Origin of the sequence: Xenorhabdus sp. BG5 (genome assembly GCF_015163665.1) — a bacterium.
Taxonomy (GTDB): Bacteria; Pseudomonadota; Gammaproteobacteria; order Enterobacterales; family Enterobacteriaceae; genus Xenorhabdus.
This window is the reverse complement of record NZ_JADEUG010000025.1, coordinates 13,312-37,163: the sequence shown is the minus strand read 5'-3', so window position 1 is coordinate 37,163 and position 23,852 is coordinate 13,312. Positions and strand designations below refer to the sequence as shown.

The window sequence follows — 23,852 nt, the reverse complement described above, 5'->3', positions numbered from 1 at the left end:
TTACCCGATTAAGCGAGAAACTTTTTCTGGCTGGCCATTAGTTTTGTGCCACTGCAGTTCCAAATTTATGCAGTTAATAGCATTCTCTATGTATGTATAAAATCATTTAAATAACATTTTCTTAACAAAGGTAATGACATTTATTTAAAGTTTGTTTAATTAACCAGCTCTTATTATATGGATTGTCTCTTTAGTTTTAATTAAGATTTCTTCCGGGCTAAAAAGATTGAACTATATTGTTACTGGGAAAATGGATAATTATAAATCAATAAATTTTATAATATCCCATATTGTTGATCTTTATGGGAACTCACAGGCTGTTATTGACGAAACAGAATCCTTAAGCTATTCGCAGCTATATGCTGCGGCAAGCCAGCTCTGCGTGCATTTGGCGAATATCCAGCAAGGTAAAGGGAAGTGTATTGCTGTCGCAGGTCCTCATAATGTCAGAACTATTGTTGCTTTATTGGCAATCGTCCTTTCCGGAAATTACTATGTCTATGTTGATTTAAATCAACCAAAAACTTGGCTTGAACAGCAACTTAGTCGGCTAGATTGCCATATAATGCTCTATTCCACAGGTAGTTACCCTACAAATATACCTAACGGTATTACATTGTTTTCTGTAAGAATTAAGAGCGATAGTTGCTTTGTTCCAAGTACTTTTCCCGATGTACCAACTCATCAGGCGGCTTATGTTAACTTTTCATCCGGCAGTACGGGTGAACCAAAAGCAATTGTTTGTACTCACGCGGGTATTATCCGTCTTTGTCGCCAACAAACATTTCTCGACTTTGACTCTCGTCCAGTATTTCTATTTCATTCCCCTTTATCTTTCGATGCTGCTACTCTGGAAACCTGGGGAGCATTGCTCAATGGCGGCACTTGTATCATCCATCAAGGAAAAATACTGACCCCACAGGCTCTACAAAAAACCATTCACTATTATGGCGTTAATACCCTGTGGCTGACTACAGCCCTTTTTAATGCTTTCGTTGATACTGATATTCAATGTCTACATGGATTACATACTGTACTAACTGGTGGAGATATTTTATCAGTTTCTCATGTACGTAAAGCCATTACTGCCCATCCAAAAATCAATTTTGTAAATGGCTATGGTCCAACTGAGAACACTACGTTTACTTGTTGCCACATAATTCGGGCTAAGGATTTAACGGGGCATGATATCCCTATCGGACAGGCAATCAACGGCACGCAGGTATTACTTTGCGATTTGCAAGGTGAACATATAACTGCCCCCAGTGTCAGTGGTGAAATATATGCTATTGGGGAAGGATTAGCATTGGGATATTTCGGTGATCCAGAACGTACAGCACAAGCCTTTGTTACTATTACTTGGCAGGGAATATCCCAACGAGCTTATCGTACAGGTGATCTTGCATATTATGATGAAGAGGGAAATCTACATTTTATTGGTCGAGCGGACAGTCAAATAAAAATTAATGGCTACCGCATTAATTTAAGTGAAATAGAAAATAGACTGCGCAATATTCCGGGAGTAGAAGATTGTTCATTATTGGTGCAGCAATATCATGGTAGTAAACAGCTGATAGCCGTACTACAAGCAGAAGATGATCGTCCAGCTCGTCAAGCTATGCTGAAATTTCCTTCTTGGGAACGTCCGTCCTCTTGGTTTTGTGTCCGTTCACTACCTTTGATTCAACATGGAAAAGTGGATCGTCAAGCGCTTTTTTCGCAATGGCAAGCATTACAATCACAATCATCAACTATGGAAATGAGCCAGCAAGAAGCAGCCTGTGCCATCTGGTGGTCAGAATTGCTGGGCTATCCAGTTACCTCTCCAACACACAATTTTTTTGAATCAGGTGGTAATTCATTACATGTTTTGCGCGTATTGGCTACTTGTTTTCAATACTATTCTGATGTGGCACTTTCCCTCCAGGAGCTTTATCAGCATGCGACTCTTGCTGATTTTGCTTCCTTGTTAACCCGCAAGGGAATTGATGTCAATACATTACAGAATCCTGTTCCTGAGGGGGTTCTGGTACTATGAATGAAATCTTTGAGAAGTTATCTCAGCGGCAAATTTATTGCTTACCATTTGGTAATCGGCTGGTTATTTATGGTCAGTGGCAACAGTTAGATCAAGAGGAACGTTCCTGGCTACAGCAAGGAAAAGAACAGCTGCTTACCTCTTATAGTGATAGCTCCTGCATTTTGCCACTTCCTTGCTGGCTTAATGCAATGGTACTGAGTGAGATTATTTCCGGAGACTGTCCACAATTCGGATTGTTCTACTTGGCACCAGATTCGATCCCTCCAGAATCTTCCAAACTAAAAAACTTGATCGAAGGTCTATATAGAACCTTTCCACTTCTCAATAGTGCAGTGGAGTGGGGAGATAGTGGATTAGAATTACGTCTTTTTACTTCACCATATAATGCTGAACCTGAATATCAGGAATCTGTGCAGTATGCAGATGCCCAGGCTTTTATTCGCGAACAACTACAGCACTCTCACTCTGTGTTTAAAAGAGGAATGCTGCGAGTCGTATATGCACGTTGTGGTAAGGATATGCGGTGGGGAATATGGCTGCATCACTTGGTTGCAGATGCCGACTTTGTTCAGACATTGCTTTCTCGGGTACAAGTTTGGTTAAAGACAGCTGCATGGCCAGAGCCTGATCTGGATTTTATTCAACAAATTTGGGTTCTAGAACAACAAATCACAGTACACCGAGAACGGTTGCAAACTTTCTGGCGCAATCAAAAAACGTTTTTCAGCACACTGGCCATGCCCCCGACACGGGAGTTGTTACCCGAGAGCTCATTGATGAGCTTCACATTGCACGATGAACCACAAATGTTTACCCGTATGATTCTGTCGCTCTCACGGACATTGGTTAAGCTGAATATTAATGGTCCTCAGTTAGCAGTAACTCCGGTTACTTTGCGCCGTATAGGGCGAAATACGAGCAGTGGATGTTATGTCAATCTGTTACCGATACTGCTGGATACTCGTTATGAAGTAACGGAGTTTGACCAGCTACGTTTGTCGTGGCTAGAGCACGCACAGCTGCCCCAGGAGGAAATTACTTCTCTGTGTGAGCTTAGTTATCGTGATGCTATCGTGATGATCAACTTCATAGATACACCAATAGTAATGGAAGGATTTCAGCATCATCCTGAATTTCGTAGCAGGAAGCCTATCACCATAACCGTCACTCATGGAAAACCAGGATTCTGGCACGTTAAGCTAACAACCCGCTGGGGAGAAACATTTAGCAACGCTTTACACAGTGCCTTGGTGGAGGAGCTGACCTGATGATATTTTTGCTTCCTGATTTCATCGGACATCCCAGTTGTTTTCAGTCCCTGCTTTCCCATCTGCCTGAACAGGTGGAAAGCGTTAATTATCACACATTAGCTATGAAAGAAGATCTTTCTGAACTGGCTGATCTTATCGCTGATGGATTGAAATATAAGCCGACTTGGATTATTGGCTATTCGTTCGGTGGTGCTCTGGGATATGAACTCTGCCAACGCAATTTTCCTACTGCCCGCTTAGTTATGGTGGACAGCCATTTGCCTTCGTCTTCGTTACGTGAAATGCCTATCGACGAACAGTACCAACACTGGCTAACAACAGATATACAAGACTGGCTTTCCTTGATGCAGGAGCTTAATGAAATAAAGTTACCTGTCATTCTAAATAACATTAGCCTATTCAGCCAATGGCAACCAAAACCAGCCTTGCAACAAGCATGGTGGATACGTTGCACTCGAAATAATATCAACGTAAACACTGACTGGCATTTATTGATCAAGCACATACACCAATTCGATGTCTCGTTATGTCATCACGAGGTGATGAAAGAGAGTAGCGTAATTTCTTACCTTATCCAATTAATTCAAGAGGTTACCTTTTCATGATATTTCATAGGCAGGCAATTTCACTTGATTTTCAAAAACTGGCGCTGGATTGGATTCTTGCACAATCCGATTCTCCATCTGCAGGGCTAGAGCCTGAGTTCGATATTGGTGATGATAAACTGCGTTATGCAAAAAAAATCCGCAATATCTCTAATCATGACCCGCAGTTCTGGCAGGCATGGAGTTATGGTTCTGGTCTGACGAAAATTGTAAGTCAATACCTCGATAACCCGCGTTTGTTACGTCATGCAGCCTTTATTAAACGTCATGCTGATGAATCGTTTATTCCTCTACATCAGGACATTGCATTGTGGGAAAAACCCTTTAATACCGCTTGGACATTCTGGGTAGCTTTGACCCCCGCATTTAAAGAGAACGGAGGTATGTTTTATCTGCCCGATACTGATGTGGTTTACCCGCACGAGTTCGATCTAAATTATCCCATGTTTAAGTGCATCGACCTCGAAAAAAACCAAATTTCTCAGGAAGAACTAAAGGATGTATCACTTCAAGCAGGAGATATCTCGGTATGGCCTGCAAAAACCCCGCATGGTAGTTACATGAATATCAGCGGTCAATTGCGTATAGGCATGCCAATAGTGTTTGTTGAAGAGAACGAATATCAAAGACTAATGTGAGGCAAATATGAAAGTATGGGTAATTGATAATCTAAGAATTATTTTCCCTGATAGAGATATTTCAGAAGCCAATATTGATGAATCCCTCAAGGAACTATTAAATCATTCAATGAAAATGGTGACTTTTCTAGCACGCTTTGCTCGACAATTTAATCATGCACCAAAAATTATGGATTTTCAGGCTGCTCCTTGTTTTGAAACCTTAGTCAGAAGTATGGAGCACCCTACATGATACGTATTATTGATTGCACCTTGAGAGAAGGCATGCAAACTCGCCAGTGTTGTTTTACTACTGAACAGTCGGTATTACTTTCCCGAGAAATAGCGGCATTAGGGGTAGATACGATTGAGTGTGGACATCCTTTTATTTCGTCGAAAGAAGCAGAACGTGTTCAAGCTGTGGTAGCAACCTCACCTGTGCCAGTGTTAGCTCACGCCAGAGCTCGTTTGGAAGATATCGATGCCGTGTTACAAACTGGGGCTCATTGGGTTGGATTGTTCGCCTCTATTAATGAAATTTCAATGGCAACGAAGTTTAAAGGTAAGAGCCGCGAAGAATTGTTAACGATGTTTGGTTCTTCTATCCGATATGCCCGTGAACAAGGGTTGCTAGTTAGGGCAACCATTGAAGATGCCGGGCGTACTGCAGTCCCTGACTTGGTCAGTATGATTATAACTGCTCGTGAAGCAGATGCTAATCGTATTTGTTTCGCTGATAGTGTAGGTATTCTACTACCTGATGAAACTTTTGATGTGTTATCGCTATTACGCTATGAGTTTCCTGATATTGTTCTTGAATATCATGTTCATAACGACAGAGGACTCGCGCTCGCTAACACGTTAAAAGCGATTGAAGCGGGAGTTGAATGGATCTCTACGAGTTGCAATGGCATAGGTGAACGTGCAGGTATCACTGATACTTTCCAATTGATTACGCTGCTTGCTACACGTTTTGAACAAAATCGTTTTGATATTTCCCGAATTTTGGCACTCTCTGAATTGGTAGAAGCGTATAGCCGAATACCCATGTCTCCAATGCAACCGGTTGTAGGTAAAAATGCTTTTGTGCATGTTGCTCGCTTACACCAACTTGCTATGCAGAAAGACAGTGCTGCTTACAGCATTTTTGATCCAAAACTCATCAAGGGACACATTTCTCTGGAGCATTTTACTCCCTTACAAGAACAAGAGCTTTTTCTGGTTCCGTTGGAAAAATCTTCAACAGAACTGAAGTATCACCGCCACGGCCCAGGAAAACGCTTTGTGATGTTGGATAAACGATTGGTAGATGGGTCTCCCTACTATTTTATTGCCCGCCAATTTTCGATGATAGGCGCTGATGAGTCTGCAGAGACAGGTCATGTTGATAGCCACACTCATAATTGTGACTCCGTATTCTTGTTCTTAGGAGATGGTCAGGACTATATCGGCCTAGAGGTGGAAGTCGATCTTGGGGGTGATATTCGTCATATACATAGCCCAGCCAGTGTTTTTATCCCAGCGGGTGTGGCTCACTCCTATCGCTTTATTCGCGGTTGTGGCACCTATATTAACTTTGTCCATAAAGGCGATTATCATGAAAGTTTATTGGAGATAACACAGTGAAACAATTTAATAAAAATGCAGAATCTTATGATGTCGTAAGGGGAAAGATCACCTACCCCGATGAGTTATATCGTTCACTCTCTGTCCGAGCACCTTCAAATGAAGCTGCATTGGATATTGGCTGCGGCAATGGGGTTTCTACCATTCGTCTGAAAGAGTATTTTGTTTATGTTCAAGGATGTGATCTTGGTGATGCTCTCATTGAGCGAGCGTGTCATAGCTATCCTGATATAACGTTTAGCGTATCTCCAGCAGAAACTTTTTCTCCGCCACGCAATTATGACCTGATAACCAGTGCAACTTCATTTTACTGGATGGATCGTCAAGTAGTGTTAATGAATTTACAAAAGTGGTTAAAATCCGGAGGGCTTTTTTGCGCCTATAAATATGATTTTCCAATGGTTTATGGGCCATTGCGCGATTATATCGAAAAAGAGTTGATCTCGCGCTGGGCAAAACACCGAGATCCCCGTCTGACACAATATGATGATACGCTCGAACTGATGCGTAATTGTCCACACCTGCATAACACACAACGTGAGGTGTTTGCCAATATTATTTTCCTTTCCGCGGAAGAAATAGCCTTGTTTTTTTTGTCGACTAGCTACGTGACTCGCTATATTGAACTGGAAGGCGGGGAGGCTTACGCTCATGAATTTATGGAAAATGTCATGACAATTGGTGGTGCTAATTCGATTGCTGTTAACTTTGATATTCATGCTTTTACTGCGGTAAACCGCTAGGAGGACAGATGGAATATCTGCCCATCACGCTGGATACTACACTCCGTAAGAAAGCCCTTAGTTCGCCACAGCAATCTCTGTTAATTGATGCCTTAAGACCCGAATCAGTTATTGAATATCGATGGAAAGAAACCAATATGCTTGTCGATGCTCTGGCTTGGCAGTTTGCAGATTTACCCAGCAAAGGCATTGGTGTGATACTGGACAACAGCTATAACTGCCTGTGTATGATTTATGGCGTTATCCGTTCAGGAAAAGATTTGGTCCTAATCGATCCTGAATGGGGTATTACAGCAAAACAGGCAATTATTGATGAAATGGCGCTACAGATATTGGTAAGTGCTGTCCCTATTCAGGATGAGTTTGCCACATTGCAATTTATTCCTGATTTTTCATCCGATTCTGTTGAGATGTTTGATGAGCACGCAGCCGCAAATAGCAGAATGATTATTTTTACCTCAGGGACCACAGGTAAACCTAAAGGTATCGTTCTCAGTCAGCAAGCGATGGTGAGCGCCTATGCCATTGGTCAGCGCTGCCTAAAGATAGGAGAACATACTCGCGCCGGCTGCTTTTATCGAGTTAGCGGATTAGGGATACTTGGTATCAACTTCCTGTTTCCCTTACTGTATGGTGGCAGTGTAGTACTACTTCCACAACATTGCTGGTCTGACTGCATACAATTTTGGCAGCTAGTAGAACGATTCAATATCAGTTTTCTCTATATGGTTCCACCCATTGTCAATTTTATGGTTAAGGAAGGGGTTCCGCTCACGGTTCCTTTCCCATTATCCCGCTTATTGTGCGTGTCTGGTTCAGCTCGCTTGGATGCTGGTTTACAAGATGAATTTCAGCGTAATTTTGCTCCGTTAGCTAACATTTATGGACTGAGTGAGTGTGGCTTTGCCTTTTTATTTGGTCGCTTAAATAGAAATAGATTTGACAATACGGTAGGACCTGCTGTTGGCCTGACACTACGTTTGACTGATGAACAGGGTCATGAAATTACCCAACCTGATTCTCGCGGGCGATTATGGGTGAAAACACCCAGTCTGTTTTCAGGATATGTAAATCAGCCCGAGCTAACGGCACAAGTGGTACATGATGGCTGGCTGGATACCCAAGATATTGCCTATTTCGATGATCAAGGTGGATTTTATGTATTGGGTCGTGTGGATGGAACAATAAATAAAGGGGGAAACCTGTTCCACCTTAACGAATGTGAACAATTGTTGAATACTCGTAGTGATGTGATAGATGTATGTTGTCTGAAAGTGCCCTGTGATATTTATGGTGAAGATTATGTTGCGGTTATCCAAGGAGAATTTGGGCAAGAAGGTGTTCTGCTAACTTGGTTACAACAGCATTTAGGTATATCCCGTGCCCCGCGTTCTGTTTTTTGTCTCAATAAAAAACTCCCACTAAATGGTGCCGGTAAACACGACCGACGCGCTATTACCGAACTTATTACCCAGGGAGTATCATAATGTGCGGCATTTTGGGTGATATTGGACCAGGGTTTGATGGTGCTCGTTTTCGTCAAGCACTTCAGAATCTTCATCATCGGGGTCCTTATGGTAATGGGTTTGTTGACTTGCCTACAGGTGCATTAGGAATGACACGCCTGCCAATGTCTAGTGCAGCCTCACTACCGATACCAGTGAAATATGGAGAAACTTATGCCGCATATAATGGTGAAGTTTACTCCCCAAATGTGGGAATTGAGGATGAAGTTCGCTTGCTCTGTGAGGGAATAGAAAAAGGAATACTACCAGATGGAATGTTTGCACTGGCATTATGGCAACCGCATAGTGCTTCATTGACACTACAACGTGATAGTTACGGTATCAAACCTCTCTACTATTTTTATCAAGCAGATCGTGGACGGCTGATATTTTCATCCGAGCTTACACCGATACTGACTTTGTTGGGTGGGTGTGCACCAAATATCGCTGCGATAGCTCAGGTTGTGACAACAGGAGTCACTTTAGAAGGCGAAAGTTTATTTTCCGGTATACGCCTTGTATCCCCTGGGGAGCAGTTAATATTTAGGCTTAGTGAAGGGCAAGCACAGTTGATTCAACGCCAGTATTTTTTTCCTCAAACTGAACCATCATCGTATTCAATTGAAGAAACATTAGGTGAGGCTATCAGCCGTTGTAAAGCGACATTTCGTCCATCAGCACTGTTACTCAGTGGGGGCATAGACTCAACTCTGCTTAATACCTGGATGAAGCCTGATATAGCTAAATTCACTCTGGCCTTAGAAGGTGCCGAGGAGTCAGTGCGCCTACAGCCCAATTTGCATCGGATTTCTCTGGAACAAACAGCTTTTATGCCTGTGTTGCGAAAGGCGGTAAAAAACTTTGGTGCAGCAACCCGTATGTCCAGCCTGCTAATGTATCAACAATTAGCGGATGCAGTCGGAGATGCAGGATACCACTGTGTATTGCTGGGAGAGGGGGCTGACGAGTTGTTCTGGGGCTATCCACGCCACCTTGACCTACAACAATCAAAGCTACATGATGCAGGCAGCTTTGCTCGCATTTGGTTCGGCGACTATCAAAACAAAGCAAAGTTATTTTCTTCTAAAATTGCCTCTGAACTGAATGATCAAATTGAAGAGATTTCTAATTCAGCCCTAAAGAAAGGGTATGAAGCAGCTATTGACCATTTCGATCTGCATTACTCTTTGGAGCCCCTGCTGCGTCGAGCTGATCATCTCCTGATGTCACGCACAATTGAAGCTCGAACACCTTATTTACATGCTGGACTCGGTAGGCTGGCAAGTCGTTCTACACGCCTTGTGGATGGTATCACTAAAGTCCCACTGTGTAATTTACTCAAGAAACGGCTACCAAACTGGCAATGGAAACCTAAGCAGCACTTCCGATTACCCTTCGCCTATTGGCCTAAAGCAGTACAGGAAATGCGTCACTATCTGCAGGAACACTGCGAGGCATTACGCAATATCGGTCTGGTGAATTTAACACCTGCATATATAGAAACGGCGGATAATACTCAACTTTTTACTCTAACTACGCTTTCCCTTTGGCAACAAGAATATGAGGTGAATTTATGAGTTTTTCTTCCTACCCGCGCCCGATTGCCTGGCGAGGAAATATCGTGTTTGAACGTTCGGCTCGTTTTAATCAGTCGCTGGAAGCTCTGCTTAGCGCAATGGCGGAAGGTTATCAGCCCGATAAGAGTGATGATATATTGCGTCGTGATTTGCATCGAGAACTTGAGCTGGAAAGTGGTGTAGTAGTGCATGATTCCCCAACGCTCAAATCCCTATCGGCTGAACCATTTCGAGCGCTGTTTAATAAGTTTTGTCTTTGGTTTGGTATTCCAGTTTCAATTAACAAACAAGGGCACTACTTAAAAGAAGTTCGTGATCATGGTGTACGCGATAATCTTAATATGCCACAACGTGGACACTTAACTAATCAAGAGCTCGCTTTTCATTCTGATAGGGCAGATATCACTGTGCTGGGTTGTTGGAGCCCTGCTGCTCGCGGAGGTGCTTTTCGCATTCGTTCTTCTGCCGATGTAGTATTGCAAGCAGAACAACGCCAGTTTACTTGGCTTTCTCACCTAAAAAAGCCCATTCCTCATGATTTGCGTGATGAAGGTGATCAATCTTGGATTGCTTTGCCGCTATTGAGTGAAAATCATGATCAATTCGTTTTACGTTATATACGTAAATTTAACGACTCAGTAGTTCGCCATGGCATAGAGCAGTCACAAGAAATCAAACAGATGTTAACAGATATAGATTCAATTGTTGAACAACCTGGTCATTACGCTGAACTGAACTTCAGTAAAGGAATGTTGGTAATGGTCAATAACCACATTACATTACATGCTCGCACTTGTTTTGAAAATGATGAAAAACATGAGCGTTGCTTGTTGCGTTGTTGGCTTAGCAGTGAATTTACTCGTCCATTACCCACAAGTTTTTTGCCTTTGTTTCATAGCGTAGACGCAGGAACTTTGCGTGGTGGCGTCCTGGCAGATAAGACATGGTGATCCGATGCAGAGTAAAACCTTTACCTTGGCACGTTTTCGTGCTCTACCTGCAGAAATTCATTTGATGTTGGTAGGCACCCTGCTAACGCGGGGAGCCTATTTTATGATCTGGCCTTTTTTAGCAGTGATACTGTACCGCCAGTTCAACTTCTCTGCGACTACCATCGGTGCCTTACTCTCCATAGCTATCATCTTTGGTGCAATCAGCGGCGTCTATACTGGTTGGTTATCAGATCGTTTTGGTCGTAAACGCCTTATACTGTGTGGAACCACATTGAGTGCACTGGCTTTTGTCTTGCTAAGCTATGGTAATAACCCCGCACTGTATGGCATTGGTATTGCTGGTGTCAGTATCGGTTGTGCTCTACTTGAATCCAGCTGCAAGGCATTGATAGGAGATCGTATTAATGATAAGGCTTCGCGTGAGCTGGCACTCTATTGCCGTTATTACGCTATCAATGCCGGCGCTGCGGTAGGCCCATTATTTGGGGTGACCTTAGGTGTTGACAAACAAGGCTTAACCTTTTTAATCACTGCCTCAATCTATTTTATTTATGGTCTGTTACTATGGCGCTTACTGCACTATACCGTATGGCGAAGTACTACACCAAAGCAAACTAGTACCACATCTTCCACGTTTTTTGCCGCCTGCGGACAAATGATCCGTCATCGACTTTTTGCTTTGTTGATGCTTTGTAATATGTTAGCAGCCTTAGTATACGCCAGCTTTGATTCCACATTGGTCCAATATCTCACTCGTAGTCATGTACCAAATGTTATGTCGCTGATTGCTACCCTGATTGCGATTAATGCTCTGACTATTATTATCGCTCAGTTTCCCTTATTACGTCTGTTACAACGTTATTCGACTGGAGTTAGGCTAATAACAGGACTATTAATGATGTTACTGGCACAGCTGTTATTCGCTTTTGCTCCTGTTACACAATTTTATATGCTCGCTATAGCAACCATCATCCTTAGTCTGGGTGAATTGGTAGTATTCCCTACCTTCAGTGTGGAAGTGGATCAGATAACCCCAAATGCGTTACGTGGGAGCTATTTTGGTGCCGCTAACCTTTACCTACTGGGCAGTGCCCTTGCTCCATTGTATGGTGGTTTAATGTTGGATCTTGGCAACCACCAGATACTTTTTCTTAGCTTAGCCGGGCTTTGTTTGCTCACTATGATGCTACAACGCACTGTAAACGCGATGAAACGGACACAAAGTGAGGTAACTACACCATGACTGCACGTATTCTGGTTTCAGGTTTTTTTTTACGTCGTAGTGTTTGGTCTCCAAATTTGATTGGGGAAGATGTAGATGATATCAGAGACCAATCAGAGTGTGACCTCCAGCATTGGCTAGATGAAGCGGAAATGCTCGCCTCGACTTTTAATAAACCAATAGAAATTATTGGTCACAGTTTCGGAGGATATCTAGCACAATGCCTAGCAGCACGATTGGGAGAAAAGGTTAGCCATTTATGGTTATTGAGTGCGCTGATTAGCCAAGGTGGCAGTGCTCTTGAAAGCTATCAAGAGAGTGGACAAGAGGCGTTATCAGAAAGTTGTAGGTTGGATATAAGTAGTGGCCGTATCTACATACATAAACCTGAACTCTTCCTCACACTTTTAGGCCAATCTGTTCCTTTAGCACCAAGTGAGCCAGTGCAGTTATTACTTTCTCCGCCACCACCACGTATAACTAACTTGAGCTGTCCAGTTAGCTATGTAATCACACAGCAAGATTTGCTAACACCTCCTTTACTACAACATATTTTTGCCAGCCGACTAAATGCACGGTTAATTAATTGGATAGGAGGACATATGTCCCCTTTAATGGAGAACGAATGGCTGTATAGCAGATAAGTATAAGGGAATCACAGACCTCAATAAGAAAATTTACTTTGAAAGCGCTAGGAAGAGCTGTTACCTAGATTATCCCTATCGTTTTTTCTTAATTTCATATCAAATAAAAATTTGACCCTACTCGTTCCAACCGATAAAGTATTTAATTGTTATCAAAGATCCATCGCCTGTCAGGATCTCCTTAGGGTGGCGAAACAAAACTCTCGTAGCCTGAAAGGGAGAGCAAGATTGTGGTACATCTGCCCACCTTTGGAAGCAGATATTGTCAGACATAAACCCCTTGTCTGGTGATGAAGGTTTCTTAAACTGAAAAATACACCCAAAAAGTGTTTTATCTTGTTACTGTTGGATGTTGGTTCATGCACTGACTTTTCATATCAGTACCAGATCACATTTCATTTATCTTCAATAAACAACTGGATGTCTTTCACGCATCCCTTTCATGTTTCTGACTATTCCTGTTTGAAATATTCAGCAGACTACTTTCTACACCTAAACGATTAACTCATTGCTCCCGTTTGAACTCTAACCTTACGGCGTTTTGCAGTGCCTACTGGCATTTTAACGCTTGTACGACTTTTGCTGACTGTTTACGGATTTAAGGCGTCACTTTTTGGCGGTTTACCGCTGAAAGTGACGCCGCAGCCAAAGCACCACACAACTCTGACAGGCTCACGCCTGCTTCACCACGCAGTGAATCTGACACTGCATTTTTAGATTGAAAAAGGAGAACTTGACGATATCGAGGCTGGCATTTTGCCGGTGGGGATGACCTGTAAATACAGGCGGCAGTACCGCGTACTCAACCGATACCCCGCAATACCTCAACCTGCGTTCACTCTGGCGCACAGATATTCGTCAAGGGCAAAACTGGTGCTTTCTGTTTTGCCGCACTGACACGCGCCAGAGATCGTAGATTGTCGGATATCAGTGGAGAAAAATGGATGAGTCGATTGATGAAAGAATTAAAGTTTTTTGCCCGGCAAGGTGGCGGTAGTTATAAAACCTGCCATGATCGCATTCGGATTGCCAGACGCTTGGGCGCGTTGTTATTGAGTCTGAATATCCAAGTTAAAAGCCTCAGTCATTTGAAAACCAAACACGTGGAACAATATGTTGATGCCCGTTTATCTCAGGGGATCGCCAAGCGAACGGTGCAATGCAGTGCTTCACTGAAAAGCTGGCGTAAACAATTAGAACAACCAGAACCGAAACTGCATGTTGTTTTCGGTACAAAAGGCGGCCGACCAAGGCAAACCCGTGTATTGGATATTGCTGCGGTCAAAGTTGCTGTCGAGCAAGCGATTATTATCGCAGAACAACGTAACGGCAGATTGATTGATAAACTCGATCTCAAACAGGCCATGAACTACTGGCGAACGCATACCACAAGGATTGGTTTAACAGGCCGGTACTCTCCCCATAGCTTGCGCTATGCGTGGGCACAGGATGCTCTGCGTTTTTACCAACAGAATGGCTTTAGCCATCAAGAGGCGCGAGCGCTGGTTGCAATGGATTTGGGGCATGGTGATGGTCGCGGGCGTTATGTTGAGCGGGTTTATAGTCGTTAAACTTAGTCGTTCGGTTATTGTGTTAGGTAAAACAATCAGTTAAAGTATTTCTGCCATTAGCAAAATCTAATGGTCAGGGTTTCGCAGCCTTGAATTAACGTCCACACTGGTAGGAATTTTCTACCAGTGTGCTTGCTATCACCCTTTCAATGGTGATTCAGGCAGGGGAGGCTTCGGCCTCGCCGGTTGGACGTTACCGGTACTGCGAACCCTGTCTGGATTACCACCATCAATGATTGATTAATGGAAGGGGTAGTAGAAATGAATAACAACAATGTTCACAATGACTGGCATCAGGCCGATATCATCGCCGCATTACGTAAGCGCGGTACAACCTTAGCGGCTCTCTCTCGTGAAGCTGGACTTAGTTCATCAACATTAGCAAATGCACTCAGCAGAGAATGGCCGAAAGGTGAATGGATCATCGCTAACTATCTCGAAATTCATCCTTCAGAGATCTGGCCTAGTCGGTATTTTGATAAACGTGGTCAGCTTATTGAGCGTAAGGTTCGCGCTAATACACAGGAATGAGCAGTTTTAATTTGTGAATGATGTCGTAAAATGAAAGAATTTAATATGAAGCCTTGAGAGTAAAATGGCAGCCAAATTGACCATTTTTGACCCTCACGGCTTTTTTATTTGATGATAAAATAAATCTAATTGACTGTAGCAACAGCTATAGAGGAATTAAAATTTATTCAGATGTAGGCGTTTTGATCATGAGGTTAGAGGGATCAGATGGCAGTTAACCAAACAAAAATTTTTGATACACTTGAAGAAATCGTATTTTCTCTTAATCAGGAAGAGTTCATATATGATTTCTTTTCTGCCTACAATTTACCCAAAGCGACGATTACTCAGTTACGACAAGGTGGAAGCAGAAATATTGCGAAAGAAAGTGGTCACATCGGGTTAAAAAACAAGATCTACTTTGAACCAACACATTCTGATGATGACCTTGATGAAAAGCTATCCCTGCGCCTTACCGATCCGCTTATTACAAAAAATAAAATTCGTTTTGTCATAATCACAGACTTCCTCCGTTTTATTGCCTGGGATACACAAATAGGGGAGCGGTTAGACATTGATATAGATGAACTACACAGTTATTACGCCTTTTTCCTGCCATTGGTTGGGTTAGAAAAAGCACTAACCAGCAGTGAAAACCCAGCTGATGTGAAAGCAGCCGAAAAAATGGGTAAATTATTTGACTTAATAAAAATTAATAATAATTTAACCAATACTGAAGATATTCACATATTGAATGTTTTTTTGACAAGAATTCTCTTTTGTTTCTTCGCTGAGGACACGGGGATTTTTAGTGATACACAATTTACTTCTGCAATAAAAAGCTACACTGAAGACGACGGGAGTGACCTGGGCACCTTCCTTTATCAAATATTCTCTGTATTAAACACACCAGAGGATAGCGATAAAAGAAAGAATCTACCTAAACATATTAGTGATTTTCGTTATGTTAATGGGGGATTGTTTTCATCTGATGAATCTATTCCTGAGCTTGGTAAAAAAGGAAGAAGAATCCTCCTTGATTGTGGATCGATGGACTGGAGTGAGATTAATCCGGATATTTTCGGGAGTATGTTTCAGGCTGTCATTGATATAGAACAAAGAGGTCGTTTAGGGCAGCACTATACCTCCTATAGCAACATTATGAAGGTGATTCAGCCTTTATTTATTGAACCTCTTAGATCTGATTTCGAAAAAAACAGAAAAAGTGCGAACGGATTGACGAGATTGTTGGTTCGCATGGGAAAAATCAAAGTTTTTGATCCAGCTTGTGGTTCAGGTAACTTTTTAATTGTTGCTTATAAAGAGCTCCGTAAGCTTGAAATGGAAATTATCATGGCTTTGGAGGAGATAGACCCTCAATCCATACCAATGAGTGGGCTACACTTGTCACAATTCTATGGTATAGAAATTGATGATTTTGCATGTGAGGTTGCCCGATTATCACTTTGGTTGGCAGAGCACCAGCTTAACAATCAGTGGGAGAAAGAGTTTGGTGATGCACCTCCAGCTCTGCCCTTGCGCGACAGTGGATGTATTGTTCATGGTAATAGCCTACGTGAAGATTGGAGTAAAATCTGTCCTAAAAGCGTTGAGGATGAGGTCTATGTTATTGGCAACCCACCATTTCTGGGAACTTTAGGGCGTAGTGATGAACAACGTAAAGACATGCAAACTGTCTTTAGCGGCTTTAAATCATTAGGTTCACTGGATTTTGTTGCATGTTGGTTCTGGAAAGGGGCCCAGTATATTAAAGAATCCAGAGCGGAATTATCACTTGTTGCCACAAACTCAATTTGTCAGGGTGAACAAGTTGCTACACTCTGGCCTGCCATTTTTAAATTAGGATTGAATATTCATTTTGCCTATCCCACTTTTACATGGGTTAACAATGCCAGAGATAAAGCGGCAGTTCATGTTATTATTGTTGGATTGTCTTCAAAAGAAGTAAGCCGACGTCTTTATCAAAAAGTAGGAAAGGAATGGCACAGTAAAATAGTAAAAAATATTAGTCCTTACCTTATTGAAGGAACTAATCTAGTTGTCGCTCCCGTTAGCAAGCCACTCACTGAAGACATTTCACCATTATTATTCGGAAACAAACCCACCGATAATGGTAATCTTCTGATGGATCGTTATGAAATGGAACAGCTTTTGTTAAAAGAGCCTAATGCTGCAAACTGGATTAAAAAGATTGTTGGTGCTGATGAGTTTTTGAATGGAAGTGAAAGATACTGTTTATGGCTCGTAGGAATAACAAATGACGAATTAAAAAGACTTCCAATGGTAACAACTCGCGTGAATGTTGTTCGTGAATTCAGAATGAAAAGTAAGAAGGAAGCGACGAGAAGAAAAGCTGATACTCCACATTTATTCGATGAGATTAGACAGCCTTTAAATGGGGATTACATATTAATACCTCGTGTATCTTCTGAGCGAAGGGTATATATACCAATCGGATTTTTTAGATCATCTATAATAGCCTCAGATAGGAATTTCATATTACCTAATGGAACACTTTTTGATTTTGGATTAATTACATCACTTATGCATAACGAGTGGATGCGATTAACAGCAATGCGTCTTAAAAGTGATTATAGCTATGGGAATAAAATAGTTTACAATACATTCCCATGGCCTGATGTGAACGATGAAAAGCGTACCATGATTGAAAAGCTTGCCGAAGAAGTACTGCTGACTCGTGCTGAATTTCCGGGCAAAACCTTGGCAGAGCTTTACGATCCAGAAAAGATGCCTGAGTCGTTACTGCAAGCACATCAGACACTGGATAAAGCAGTAGACCGCCTTTACCGGGAAAAACCATTCAAAGATGTAGACGAACGTTTAGGCTTTTTACTCGCTCGCTACGAAACTTTGGTTTCCCAATAAACCCTTTAGACCGCTTTACTATGCACCGTGAGGTGGCTCAGTTATTCCTGGAGTAATGGAATGAATAATCTTTTGCATGTGGAATACAAACAGACTGGACAAAGTGCAAGCCTTAACTCAATGGGGATGCGAGAAATGCAATCTCGTGCTTATGCTGAACGCAATAGTCAGTATCTGCTGATCAAAGCTCCCCCAGCCTGCGGTAAATCTCGTGCTCTAATGTTTCTGGGGCTGGATAAGCTCGAACATCAGGGCTTGCGTAAAGTGATTGTTTCTGTACCTGAAAAATCTATCGGCGGTTCTTTTAAAAACACAGCATTGACAGAATTTGGATTCTTTGCTGACTGGCAGGTTAGTCCCCAAAACAACTTATGCGTTGATGGTAGTGATAAAAGCAAAGTTGCTGCATTCCAGCGTTTTATGGCCGGGGATGACCTGATTTTGGTCTGTACGCATGCCACTTTACGTTTTGCCTTCGATAAGGTCGATATTGCAGAGTTTAACAATTGTCTAGTTGCTATTGATGAATTTCACCATGTTTCTGCTGACGGTGATAATCGACTTGGTGGACTTATCGATGAACTGATGGCTAAATCAACTGCACATATTGTGGCAATGACCGGCTCCTATTTCCGGGGAGATACCATTCCCATCCTCCTGCCGGATGATGAAGCTAAATTTACCAAAGTAACCTATACCTACTATGAGCAGCTCAATGGTTACAATTATCTGAAATCACTAGGGATTGGCTATCATTTCTATCAAGGCCGCTATATTGATGCCTTACCTGATGTGCTCGATACTCATAAAAAAACCATCATTCACATTCCAAATGTTAACTCTGGCGAATCCACAAAAGATAAGCATAGCGAAGTTGATGCGATTCTCGATGTTATTGGTGAAGTGGTACTTCGTGACCCAGAAACAGGAATACTCCAGGTCAGGACAAATGATAGAAGAATTCTCAGGATTGCTAACCTAGTTGATGACACTTCATCTGAACGTGCAAAAGTGCAGACCTATCTTCGTAATATAACCTCATCTAACGATATGGATATCATTATTGCACTTGGTATGGCGAAAGAAGGATTCGATTGGCCTTATTGTGAGCATGTACTGACCATAGGATATCGTAGCTCTCTGACAGAAATTGTTCAGATTATTGGCAGAGCAACCCGCGATTGCGTTGGAAAAACACATGCACAGTTCACTAATTTGATTGCGCAACCTGATGCTCAGGATGAAGATGTCAGAACATCTGTGAACAACATGCTGAAAGCCATAACAACTTCTCTATTGATGGAACAGATCCTTGCCCCGACCATTCAGTTTAAGCCTCGTTCTCTGTGGGATGGCAAGGAATTACCTGCAAATACACTCCTTGTTGACGACACCACTTCAACACTGGTTTCACAAAAAGTTCTCGATATTCTTAACGGCGACAGAAACGAAATTATGGCCGCGTTATTGGCGAACCAACAGCTTGTGCAGGAAAGCATCAGTAAAACCGTACCACCGGAGACTGTGACACAAGTTGAACTCCCTGCCATCATCCAGACTTTGTATCCTGACCTGACAGAAGAAGAACAGGAACAAATTCGCCAGGGTATGCTGCAAAGTATGCTGATTACTCAACAGGGAGGACTAGTAGACGGAAAAGACCTGCCACCCGATGCAATTATGGATTTGAGCGAAAGCAGTGATGAAAGTGATAGCAATGTTACCGGGAAGCAATTCCTGAAAATGGGCGATAAATTTTTGTGTATTGATAATCTGAACATTGATTTAATCGACGCCATTAATCCCTTCAGAGGAGCTTACGAAATTCTTTCGAAGCAGGTCGATGCCGCCATGCTGAAGACTATCCAGGAAGCCGTTAGTGCCAGCAAATCTCAGGTTTCAGAAGAAGAGGCTGTGATTTTATGGCCCCGAATTAAGCAATTTACTCAGGAGTTTCGCAGAGAGCCATTACTGAATTCCAGCGATCCCATCGAAGTCAGGTATGCTGAGGCACTGGCCTTTATTCGCCAGAAAAAACAGCAACGCTTGGCACAGCAGGGGCAGTGAAATGATTAGGTTATCAACACAACGTTTATCATCAAGGATCAATCTTGACGATATATTCAGTGAAAGCGATGACTTGGGGCTACTAAATGTTCAGCCTCTGAAAGCACGTCAGAACGTGACCAACATATCCGAAGCACAGTTTGCTGAAATCAATGCCTTTTACAAAGAGCATGGAAGACAGCCTGCAGAAAACAGTTCAGCAAGCCTCAATGAAAAAATACTTGCTCGCCGGTTGCATAGCCTGAGATCCAGTGCGGAGCAATCCCAGCACTTACAACGTCTGGATGAGTTCGGACTTTTAAAAAATAGTGATATGGAGGAAGTAGTAATTTTCCATGCGGCTGAGACTTCTGCTAATTATTTGAATCGAGCTGAATTAGTGACCTCGTTGGATGATATTTTTGCAGATGATGATGGTCTTCTCGATTTTGATACTCCTGATATTTTTACATTGAAACATATTCAAGTAGAAAAAAAGGAACAGCCAGCCGAAATCGCACAACGTCAGCCCTGTCCTGACTTTGTGCGTTATGAACCAATTTTTAAACGAGTACAAAACGACCTGCAGAGTGGACATTTGGGTACTGAGCGTTTCAGTCACAAACTAAAAATCAACACGGGTGATTTTTTTATACTGAACGGTCTGATGGGGTATGTTGCCAGTATTGGAGAACGCCTTGAGCAGTACAGCAGCTACAATGCCAGATTGCATTTAGTTTTTGAAAACGGTACTGAGATGCACATGCTATACTTGTCACTGACTCACGGACTGGTTAGAGATAAAGAAGGGCGTAAACTAAAACTCAGCGGTGAAATAATTAAACCATCCGAAGAAGCAATACCGACAGGTCTTGTATATATATTAGCGACGTCAAGTGTTGATCCTGTTCTTGCTCCCTATAAGCACAATCTTTACAAAGTTGGTTTCACAGAGTCCACAGTAGAGAACCGAATCAAGAACGCTGAAAAAGATCAGACTTTTCTGCAAGCCCCTGTGAGAATTGTATCAACCAGTCAATGTTTCAACCTCAATGCACATAAACTGGAAACGTTGATACATGGTTTTCTTGCGCCACGCAGATTGAATGTCACACTGAAAAGCCATACCGGGCAGATATATATACCCAGAGAATGGTTCTACGTCCCATTATCGACAGTATTGGCAGTTATTGAGCATGTTGTAAATGGAACAATATCTCAGTATCGCCTTGATAATACGACGGGAAGAATAGTTCAAAAGAAATAGTCATCATATCTTTGGGTGATCGCTTACAGTAAAATATATACATGACGATAAAATAAATTAATTAAAATCAGCCAATTATGTGAATTCAGGAAGCAAAAAATTCTAGGGGCATTAACAGGGGCATAAAATAAATAAGTGAAAATAAATTAAATATATTCAATATAAATTAAATATATTCAATATGTTATATTTATTTACTAGTCCCGCCCTGGCCATATAAAAACTTGATATAAAACATCGAGTTAGGGTTAGAAAAGACCACCTTCACGGTGGCTTTTTTATGACACAAATCACATTCCTAATAAATTCCTAATATCTTTTCCTAATATCCTTCGGTGTGTTGACCGCCAACAACCGGAACCACTTCAATTTTTCTGTTGTATCTTGCGGTCTGGGTAATGTTTTTATGACCGGAAATCACCTGTTTCTCTGCCAGTGTACCTTCCAGATCGGAAATACCTTTTGCCTTTAAATCGTGAAAAGTGAAATTAAAATCCAGATCTGGGAATGCCTCTTTTGCTGCCTGCTTCGCTTTTTTCCAGCGACTGTTAAAACCATCACGGGTATATTTCCGGTGCGATATTAGCCGCAGGCATTTGTTACGGTCGCCTGATTTATGGCGGCGTGGAACGTAAAAACAAATGGATCGAAGGTGTGCTTTGTGGCGCGTTGTCATGGGGAATATCGAGCGGCTTATCGCCAATAGTACAGTCATTGATATCGATAGTGAAGTGATGTTGATAAAACTGGCACAAGCTATGATCCAGATGGAGAACGGCAAACAGCCGTATCCGGTGGAAACGTTTAAAAAGGCATTTGAATTGCTATGAGGTATTGATAGATGAGTATCATTCTGGGTTCAATGTCTTACGTTATCGGTATTATTGTGGCATTCACTATTTTTGCATTGTTAGAAAAACGAAAAAGTAATCCAGAGCATTTCTCTTTCATTTTGTTGTTTTCATTTCTGTGGCCGATAGGAGTTATTTTGGTGCCGATTGTTTTTAGATTATGTTTTTTAAGCAAAAAATATAATCAATTTGTTGGCAGGCAATCATGACATGGCAATTGAAATTTGTCACTCTGATTATAGTCATCGCGTTGATTAGTTCTGCTACATATTCCATTTATTCGGTTTATACAGAGAACAGAAAGCTCAACCAACAAAACCAATCACTGACTACTCAGTTATCAGAACAAACCGCTATCAATGCCAAACAGCAAGAAAGCATTCAGGCATTGCATGAATTGGAGGCGAAACATATTCAGGAGCTAAATCATGCCAAAACTGAAATCAATACGCTTCGCGCTGATGTTGCCGCTGGTCGTCGCAGGCTGCAAATCACCGCCACCTGTCCTGTGTCTGAAACCGTTACCACCGGCGGCGTGGGCGATGCAGAAACCCCACAACTTACCGAACCAGCTCGACAAGATTATTTCCGTCTCCGGGAAATGATGGCGGAGAATGAGCGGCAGACGCGGTATTTGCAGGACTATATCAATATTGAATGTAGAGGAAATAATGGAAAATCAACACCGTAAGATCACGGGCTATCGTGAATTATCCCAAGATGAAATTGATTGCATGAACAGGATTAAGGCGATAGGCGAAGAATTAGGTCAGCGCTATCACTATCTGGCGGTTACACACACTCAAAGCGGAAATTACCAAGTTGATATGCGTTGGCTGAACGAAGGTCGCACTGATTTGCAAAAAGGGATCATGTGCTGGGTTCGTGCAGTGGCTCAACCAACGACATTCTGATTTTTTACCACCTCGGAACAAATGACAAATGATCTGAGGTGGTGAGATAACACTTAACGGCTCAGAAACTAAAAATCAATAAGGTGGATGAGCAGTCCATGCCCTTTTTATTGCCGGTAAAACATTTTCTTCATAATCGGCTAAGCTACGAACATTAGGGTAACGGGTCTGTACATATTTAACTCCGTTTAATGCCAGCGTTGGGGTGAACCCAAGTAGATTCAAGTAGCTTTCTATATTCAATAAATTAATAGGTCCATAAGCTAAGTCAGCAAATGCGGCTCTGATAGTCAATCTTCCGAATCCATCAACACTTAGGAATCTACATTGGATTAAATATTCTAGATATATGCTAAGAATATCAGCGCCTAAAGAAGGATAGCCAGAATACTCAATAGCGGCTTGAGTACGAAGAACTGGCCTGCGTCTGACTAAGGGAAAGCTGGTTTTAAATGGATCTTGCGGATTTATTGGCATAGTTACCTCCAAAAGCATCTGTACACATACTTAATCCCATTTGTTTCCAGCAACAAGCGAATAATGCTTAACAATTAGTTACCCTCTGAAACTAAAGGCAATATTTTTATATCCATTCCCTGAGTGGCTACAGCAATATCCCATGCCACCAGTTAGCGCTGGTGGTTTTTCCTTTTCAAGGAACCAAATAATGGCACAAAAGAAAATCCAGTTCACTGATGAGCAAAAGATTCTCTTTGATGCCTTAACTCCACTACAGCAAAAATTCACACTGGGTATCCTGAAAGGGTTAAATCAGGTGGATGCTTATCGTAAGGCAGGAGGGAAGGCGAAAGGAGAATCTGCCCGAACTCAGGCCAGCCGAATGATAACATTTGATAACGTTAAAACCTTTCTCGACGCCATGAACCAAGAAGCGGTATGAGCCGTCAGGAAGCCTTAGAACGCTTATCGGCAATGGGACGATGATATCGCCGACTTCCGTAACAACCAGATAGGGGAAGAC

General features: G+C 42.1%; 22 protein-coding genes and 2 pseudogenes. 22 read left to right on the top strand and 2 right to left on the bottom strand.

Annotated features, from left to right (window positions below; genetic code table 11):
• Positions 1 to 226 precede the first annotated feature (226 nt).
• From IQ209_RS13150 to IQ209_RS13070, 17 genes are all read left to right on the top strand, one after another.
• Positions 227 to 2,038, top strand: a complete 1,812-nt coding sequence (locus tag IQ209_RS13150) for a non-ribosomal peptide synthetase (protein ID WP_193851730.1) — start codon at positions 227 to 229, stop codon at positions 2,036 to 2,038.
• Complete coding sequence (locus tag IQ209_RS13145; RefSeq protein ID WP_193851729.1) at positions 2,035 to 3,309, top strand: hypothetical protein; 1,275 nt, start codon at positions 2,035 to 2,037, stop codon at positions 3,307 to 3,309. Before IQ209_RS13150 ends, IQ209_RS13145 begins: the two co-directional genes overlap by 4 nt.
• Positions 3,309 to 3,917 (top strand): thioesterase domain-containing protein, encoded by a 609-nt coding sequence (locus IQ209_RS13140; protein ID WP_193851728.1) that lies wholly within the window; start codon positions 3,309 to 3,311, stop codon positions 3,915 to 3,917. Before IQ209_RS13145 ends, IQ209_RS13140 begins: the two co-directional genes overlap by 1 nt.
• A complete protein-coding gene (locus tag IQ209_RS13135; protein ID WP_193851727.1) occupies positions 3,914 to 4,555 on the top strand; it encodes a phytanoyl-CoA dioxygenase family protein in 642 nt (213 codons plus the stop codon). Before IQ209_RS13140 ends, IQ209_RS13135 begins: the two co-directional genes overlap by 4 nt.
• A gap of 7 nt (positions 4,556 to 4,562) precedes the next feature.
• Positions 4,563 to 4,787: a hypothetical protein gene (locus IQ209_RS13130; protein ID WP_193851726.1), complete on the top strand. Its 225-nt coding sequence runs from the start codon at positions 4,563 to 4,565 to the stop codon at positions 4,785 to 4,787.
• Complete coding sequence (locus IQ209_RS13125) at positions 4,784 to 6,160, top strand: 2-isopropylmalate synthase (protein ID WP_193851725.1); 1,377 nt, start codon at positions 4,784 to 4,786, stop codon at positions 6,158 to 6,160. Before IQ209_RS13130 ends, IQ209_RS13125 begins: the two co-directional genes overlap by 4 nt.
• Positions 6,157 to 6,903 (top strand): class I SAM-dependent methyltransferase, encoded by a 747-nt coding sequence (locus IQ209_RS13120; protein ID WP_193851724.1) that lies wholly within the window; start codon positions 6,157 to 6,159, stop codon positions 6,901 to 6,903. The genes IQ209_RS13125 and IQ209_RS13120 overlap by 4 nt, the downstream gene beginning before the upstream one ends.
• An 8-nt stretch (positions 6,904 to 6,911) precedes the next feature.
• Positions 6,912 to 8,390, top strand: a complete 1,479-nt coding sequence (locus IQ209_RS13115) for a fatty acid--CoA ligase family protein (RefSeq protein ID WP_193851723.1) — start codon at positions 6,912 to 6,914, stop codon at positions 8,388 to 8,390.
• Positions 8,390 to 9,985, top strand: coding sequence for an asparagine synthetase B (locus IQ209_RS13110; RefSeq protein ID WP_193851722.1), 1,596 nt, complete (start codon positions 8,390 to 8,392; stop codon positions 9,983 to 9,985). Before IQ209_RS13115 ends, IQ209_RS13110 begins: the two co-directional genes overlap by 1 nt.
• Positions 9,982 to 10,935, top strand: a complete 954-nt coding sequence (locus tag IQ209_RS13105) for a TauD/TfdA family dioxygenase (protein WP_193851721.1) — start codon at positions 9,982 to 9,984, stop codon at positions 10,933 to 10,935. Before IQ209_RS13110 ends, IQ209_RS13105 begins: the two co-directional genes overlap by 4 nt.
• Positions 10,904 to 12,181: an MFS transporter gene (locus IQ209_RS13100; protein WP_193851720.1), complete on the top strand. Its 1,278-nt coding sequence runs from the start codon at positions 10,904 to 10,906 to the stop codon at positions 12,179 to 12,181. Before IQ209_RS13105 ends, IQ209_RS13100 begins: the two co-directional genes overlap by 32 nt.
• Positions 12,178 to 12,804 (top strand): alpha/beta fold hydrolase, encoded by a 627-nt coding sequence (locus IQ209_RS13095; protein WP_193851719.1) that lies wholly within the window; start codon positions 12,178 to 12,180, stop codon positions 12,802 to 12,804. The genes IQ209_RS13100 and IQ209_RS13095 overlap by 4 nt, the downstream gene beginning before the upstream one ends.
• A 944-nt stretch (positions 12,805 to 13,748) precedes the next feature.
• On the top strand, positions 13,749 to 14,375 hold the full coding sequence (locus IQ209_RS13090; RefSeq protein ID WP_193851718.1) for an integrase domain-containing protein: 627 nt from the start codon (positions 13,749 to 13,751) through the stop codon (positions 14,373 to 14,375).
• Between the two features lie 261 nt (positions 14,376 to 14,636).
• Positions 14,637 to 14,906, top strand: a complete 270-nt coding sequence (locus IQ209_RS13085; protein ID WP_193851717.1) for a helix-turn-helix transcriptional regulator — start codon at positions 14,637 to 14,639, stop codon at positions 14,904 to 14,906.
• A 207-nt stretch (positions 14,907 to 15,113) separates the two neighbouring features.
• On the top strand, positions 15,114 to 17,792 hold the full coding sequence (locus IQ209_RS13080; RefSeq protein ID WP_193851716.1) for a DNA methyltransferase: 2,679 nt from the start codon (positions 15,114 to 15,116) through the stop codon (positions 17,790 to 17,792).
• Between the two features lie 60 nt (positions 17,793 to 17,852).
• Positions 17,853 to 19,859 (top strand): DEAD/DEAH box helicase, encoded by a 2,007-nt coding sequence (locus IQ209_RS13075; RefSeq protein ID WP_193851715.1) that lies wholly within the window; start codon positions 17,853 to 17,855, stop codon positions 19,857 to 19,859.
• A 1-nt stretch (position 19,860) separates the two neighbouring features.
• The gene (locus IQ209_RS13070; protein WP_193851714.1) at positions 19,861 to 21,105 is read left to right on the top strand and encodes a GIY-YIG nuclease family protein; all 1,245 of its coding nucleotides are present in this window, start codon (positions 19,861 to 19,863) and stop codon (positions 21,103 to 21,105) included.
• Positions 21,106 to 21,427: 322 nt separating this feature from the next.
• Here the strand turns inward: IQ209_RS13070 and IQ209_RS13065 are convergent.
• Positions 21,428 to 21,676 (bottom strand): annotated as a pseudogene (locus IQ209_RS13065) (integrase); the annotation flags it as partial.
• Here IQ209_RS13065 and IQ209_RS13060 point away from each other — a divergent pair.
• The 4 genes and pseudogenes from IQ209_RS13060 to IQ209_RS13045 all read left to right on the top strand — a co-directional run.
• Positions 21,673 to 21,834, top strand: a pseudogene (locus tag IQ209_RS13060) (phage holin family protein); the annotation flags it as partial. The pseudogenes IQ209_RS13065 and IQ209_RS13060 overlap by 4 nt on opposite strands.
• The gene (locus IQ209_RS13055) at positions 21,780 to 21,935 is read left to right on the top strand and encodes a hypothetical protein (RefSeq protein ID WP_193851713.1); all 156 of its coding nucleotides are present in this window, start codon (positions 21,780 to 21,782) and stop codon (positions 21,933 to 21,935) included. The pseudogene IQ209_RS13060 and the gene IQ209_RS13055, both read left to right, overlap by 55 nt.
• Before the next feature lie 226 nt (positions 21,936 to 22,161).
• Positions 22,162 to 22,647, top strand: coding sequence for a lysis protein (locus IQ209_RS13050; protein ID WP_193851712.1), 486 nt, complete (start codon positions 22,162 to 22,164; stop codon positions 22,645 to 22,647).
• Positions 22,628 to 22,870, top strand: coding sequence for a hypothetical protein (locus IQ209_RS13045; RefSeq protein ID WP_193851711.1), 243 nt, complete (start codon positions 22,628 to 22,630; stop codon positions 22,868 to 22,870). Before IQ209_RS13050 ends, IQ209_RS13045 begins: the two co-directional genes overlap by 20 nt.
• Positions 22,871 to 22,945: 75 nt before the next feature.
• On the opposite strand, the gene IQ209_RS13040 is transcribed toward IQ209_RS13045, so the two are convergent.
• The gene (locus IQ209_RS13040; RefSeq protein WP_193851710.1) at positions 22,946 to 23,347 is read right to left on the bottom strand and encodes a hypothetical protein; all 402 of its coding nucleotides are present in this window, start codon (positions 23,345 to 23,347) and stop codon (positions 22,946 to 22,948) included.
• A gap of 190 nt (positions 23,348 to 23,537) precedes the next feature.
• On the opposite strand from IQ209_RS13040, the gene IQ209_RS13035 reads away from it, so the two are divergent.
• The gene (locus tag IQ209_RS13035; protein WP_228005875.1) at positions 23,538 to 23,771 is read left to right on the top strand and encodes a terminase small subunit; all 234 of its coding nucleotides are present in this window, start codon (positions 23,538 to 23,540) and stop codon (positions 23,769 to 23,771) included.
• Positions 23,772 to 23,852 lie beyond the last annotated feature (81 nt).

Coding starts and splice junctions, on each gene's coding strand:
- IQ209_RS13105 (WP_193851721.1), top strand. CDS start 9,982: ATGAGTTTTTCTTCCTACCCGCGCCCGATTGCCTGGCGAGGAAATATC.
- IQ209_RS13075 (WP_193851715.1), top strand. CDS start 17,853: ATGAATAATCTTTTGCATGTGGAATACAAACAGACTGGACAAAGTGCA.
- IQ209_RS13135 (WP_193851727.1), top strand. CDS start 3,914: ATGATATTTCATAGGCAGGCAATTTCACTTGATTTTCAAAAACTGGCG.
- IQ209_RS13085 (WP_193851717.1), top strand. CDS start 14,637: ATGAATAACAACAATGTTCACAATGACTGGCATCAGGCCGATATCATC.
- IQ209_RS13110 (WP_193851722.1), top strand. CDS start 8,390: ATGTGCGGCATTTTGGGTGATATTGGACCAGGGTTTGATGGTGCTCGT.
- IQ209_RS13080 (WP_193851716.1), top strand. CDS start 15,114: ATGGCAGTTAACCAAACAAAAATTTTTGATACACTTGAAGAAATCGTA.
- IQ209_RS13130 (WP_193851726.1), top strand. CDS start 4,563: ATGAAAGTATGGGTAATTGATAATCTAAGAATTATTTTCCCTGATAGA.
- IQ209_RS13070 (WP_193851714.1), top strand. CDS start 19,861: ATGATTAGGTTATCAACACAACGTTTATCATCAAGGATCAATCTTGAC.
- IQ209_RS13055 (WP_193851713.1), top strand. CDS start 21,780: ATGGGGAATATCGAGCGGCTTATCGCCAATAGTACAGTCATTGATATC.
- IQ209_RS13125 (WP_193851725.1), top strand. CDS start 4,784: ATGATACGTATTATTGATTGCACCTTGAGAGAAGGCATGCAAACTCGC.
- IQ209_RS13115 (WP_193851723.1), top strand. CDS start 6,912: ATGGAATATCTGCCCATCACGCTGGATACTACACTCCGTAAGAAAGCC.
- IQ209_RS13050 (WP_193851712.1), top strand. CDS start 22,162: ATGACATGGCAATTGAAATTTGTCACTCTGATTATAGTCATCGCGTTG.
- IQ209_RS13095 (WP_193851719.1), top strand. CDS start 12,178: ATGACTGCACGTATTCTGGTTTCAGGTTTTTTTTTACGTCGTAGTGTT.
- IQ209_RS13035 (WP_228005875.1), top strand. CDS start 23,538: ATGGCACAAAAGAAAATCCAGTTCACTGATGAGCAAAAGATTCTCTTT.
- IQ209_RS13045 (WP_193851711.1), top strand. CDS start 22,628: ATGGAAAATCAACACCGTAAGATCACGGGCTATCGTGAATTATCCCAA.
- IQ209_RS13040 (WP_193851710.1), bottom strand. CDS start 23,347: ATGCCAATAAATCCGCAAGATCCATTTAAAACCAGCTTTCCCTTAGTC.
- IQ209_RS13145 (WP_193851729.1), top strand. CDS start 2,035: ATGAATGAAATCTTTGAGAAGTTATCTCAGCGGCAAATTTATTGCTTA.
- IQ209_RS13090 (WP_193851718.1), top strand. CDS start 13,749: ATGAGTCGATTGATGAAAGAATTAAAGTTTTTTGCCCGGCAAGGTGGC.
- IQ209_RS13140 (WP_193851728.1), top strand. CDS start 3,309: ATGATATTTTTGCTTCCTGATTTCATCGGACATCCCAGTTGTTTTCAG.